3 protein-coding genes and 1 tRNA gene are annotated in these 2814 nt (G+C 70.6%); 1 reads left to right on the forward strand and 3 read right to left on the reverse strand.

Annotation, left to right across the window (positions count from 1 at the left end):
- On the reverse strand, positions 1-1045 hold a 1045-nt coding region (locus tag G6028_RS15930; protein ID WP_241730823.1), incomplete at its 3' end, for a PEP/pyruvate-binding domain-containing protein.
- Between the two features lie 104 nt (positions 1046-1149).
- On the opposite strand from G6028_RS15930, the gene G6028_RS15935 reads away from it, so the two are divergent.
- Entirely contained in the window at positions 1150-2199 is a 1050-nt protein-coding gene (locus G6028_RS15935; RefSeq protein ID WP_241730824.1) for a methyl-accepting chemotaxis domain-containing protein, read from the forward strand.
- A gap of 63 nt (positions 2200-2262) precedes the next feature.
- Here G6028_RS15935 and G6028_RS15940 read toward each other — a convergent pair.
- Both G6028_RS15940 and G6028_RS15945 read right to left on the reverse strand, forming a co-directional pair.
- Positions 2263-2333 (reverse strand) — tRNA-Gly (locus tag G6028_RS15940).
- A gap of 46 nt (positions 2334-2379) precedes the next feature.
- Entirely contained in the window at positions 2380-2649 is a 270-nt protein-coding gene (locus G6028_RS15945; RefSeq protein ID WP_017838404.1) for a hypothetical protein, read from the reverse strand.
- Positions 2650-2814 lie beyond the last annotated feature (165 nt).

The following is a 2814-nucleotide window of genomic DNA, read 5'->3' on the forward strand; positions in this document are numbered from 1 at the left end:
CCGCGCCCAGTCCCTCGACGATCGGGTCGACGTCGGTGTCGGTCGCGGTCCCGGCGTCGCCCGCCCCGCCCGCCGGATCCCCGGCCGTCGCCCGACCCGCGAGGGTGGTGATCGGCCGGGCCTGGACGAGGTAGAGCTCGCCGTCCTCGATCGCGAACTCGGTGTCCTGCGGTGTGCCGTAGTGCGCCTCGGACGCCATCGCCAGCCGGGCGACGGCACGGACCTGCTCGTCGTCGAGGACGCGGGCGGTCTGCATCTCCTCGGGGACGGGCACCAGCCCGTCCCCGGTGCGGCCGGCGACGATCCGCGCGACCTTCCGGCCCACGTGGGCGGTGAGGATGCGCAGGTCGGACTTGGCGACGACGTAGGTGTCGGGTTCGACCTTCCCGCCCACGACGACCTCCCCGAGTCCGAAGGCCGCCTCAATCACCACCCGGTCGGTCTGGGAGGTGCGGGGGTCCGCGGTGAAGGCCACCCCGGAGGTGTCGGAGCGGACCATCCGTTGGACGACCACGGCGATGGAGGGCTCCTCGTCGTACCCCGACACCGCCCGGTAGGTCATCGCCCGCGGGGACCACAGCGAGCACCAGCACCTGCGGACCGCGTCGAGCAGGGCGTCCCCGCCGACGACGTCGGTGTAGGACTCGTGGATCCCGGCGAATGACGTGTCGCCGGCGTCCTCGGCGGGGGCGGAGCTACGGACCGCGACCGGGACGTCGGTGCCCAGCGCGCGGTAGTGCTCGAGGATCGACTCGCGCAGCCGGGCCGGCAGCTCCACCTGCGCGACGGTCCGCGTCAGGTCCTGTGACCTGGCGATGAGCTCGGCCTCGGTGAGTCCCTCCTCCGGCACCCGCTCGGTGTGGAGGCGCGCGCGGACGCCGCCGGCGTCCATCGCCTCCAGATACGCCGACTGGCCGATCGCGAACCCGGGCGGCACGGCGAGCCCGGCGCCCGTCATCTCCCCGAGATTGGCCGACTTCCCTCCGTACTCGGGTGCGTCGTCGAGCCGTAGATCATCGAAGGTCGTGACCCGCTGTGCGTTCATCTCGTGCCCCTTCCGGGAACGCTGTCCGGTCTGTCCGCCCGCCGCTTCCTCCATGGTGCGCTGATCGGGAGGTCCCGGGTGGGATGTTCGGGCAGAATCGATCCATGGCTGACATGCAGGTGCGGGTCCCGTCCCCGTCGTCCCTCGTCCAGAGCGCGTTCCGGGTGGTCGAGTGGGAGCTCTCGATGGCGCGGGAGTTCCTCCTCCTGCCCGCGCGGGTGATGGCGCTCCTGGAGGACGTGGAGTCCATCGTGCGGCGCGTCCAGCGACTGTTGGACGAGGTCGAGCGGACCGTGTCGTCGATCGACGGGATCGTGGTGACGGCCGCGGAGACCGTCGACGGGGTACGGACCACGGTCTCGCGGGCCGACCGGGTGGTCGACGACGTCGAGCGCACGGTCTCCTCCGCCGACTCGATCGTCGCCCGGGTGGGGTCGACCGTGGACTCGGCTGACGGGATCGTCGGCAGGGTGGGGTCGACCGTGGACTCGGCGGACGGGATCGTGGCTCGTATCGGTGCGACCGTGGACGTCGCGGACAGCGTGGTGCTCAGGGTCGACTCGACGGTGGACTCGGCGGACGCGGTCGTGGTGCGCGTCGGCTCGACGGTCGACACCGCGGACGGGCTCGTGACCTCGGCGGGCGGGCTCATGGACCGGATCGTGCCGATGGTCGACTTCGCCGAGTCCGCGCTGGCGCCCGTCAAGCCCGTCGTCGAGGCACTGTTGGTCGACGCCGAACTCTCGCCGGAGACCGCCAGGAGGGTGGCGACCCGCCTCACAGAGGTGCTGGTGTGGACGGACAAGACCATCGCGCTGCTGGAACCGATCGCCGACGAGATCCTCGAATCGGTCGATTCCGAGGAGATCAAGGCGGTCGTGCAGTTCATCGACCATCTGCCCGCGTTGGGAGACAGTCTCGAGAACGACGTGATGCCGGTGCTCGCCTCGTTGGACACCGTGGCTCCCGAGGTCCACCAGATCCTCGAGGTGGCGCAGCAGTGTCTCGAGGCCGTCCAGGGCATCCCCGGATTCCAGCTCCTGCGTCGCCGCGGTGGCGACAACGGCAACGGCAGGGGCGGGTCGTCAGGGGCGGGGTCGGGACGGACCGAGCCGGGACGCACCGAGCCGGGGCGGCCCGGGCCGGACTCCTGACCGCGTTGAGCACCCGGTGAGACGACTCGAGGCCCTCCCGTGACGGGAGGGCCTCGATCTCTGAGCCGATGACGGGAATCGAACCCGCGCTGTCTGCTTGGGAAGCAGAAGTTCTACCATTGAACTACATCGGCGATGCTGCCCGAAGGCGGGTTCAGATTAGCACGAAGCCTCCGGCCGTCAGCTGTTCCGGGGTCCCTTTCGGGCGGCCTTCCGCTTGGCCCCGGTGGTCATGGGCCGCCTGGTCTGGCCGAGCGAGGCCCGGGGCACGAACCCGAACCCGACGCCGCCGACGACCGCGACGGCGAGCGCGCCGATGATCCACGGGGTGAGCGAACCGCCGCCGGTCAGGCCCATCATCACGATGAGGGCGGCGATGCCCACGCACACCCAGGACCAGACGGTCCATCGCCAGATGTACTTCGAAGGCTCTTCCCTGAACTCGTCCATGCCCCCGATTCCACCACGTGAGCGGGGTGCGGCGCATATCCGCGGTCCCGCCAGGGGTGCCTGGACGCGGGCGGTGGTGTGGCCGGTCTCACGAGGATCCGGCGCGGACACGGGTATGGAACCGGCGGTGAACGACGCTGAAATGGATGAGAGTCCGTTTCAGTG

Source organism: Dietzia cercidiphylli, assembly GCF_014145145.1.
Classification (GTDB): domain Bacteria; phylum Actinomycetota; class Actinomycetes; order Mycobacteriales; family Mycobacteriaceae; genus Dietzia; species Dietzia natronolimnaea.

Bases quoted from the DNA above. Each gene is read 5' to 3' on its own strand.
- G6028_RS15945 (WP_017838404.1), bottom strand. From the start codon at position 2,649: ATGGACGAGTTCAGGGAAGAGCCTTCGAAGTACATCTGGCGATGGACC.
- G6028_RS15935 (WP_241730824.1), top strand. From the start codon at position 1,150: ATGGCTGACATGCAGGTGCGGGTCCCGTCCCCGTCGTCCCTCGTCCAG.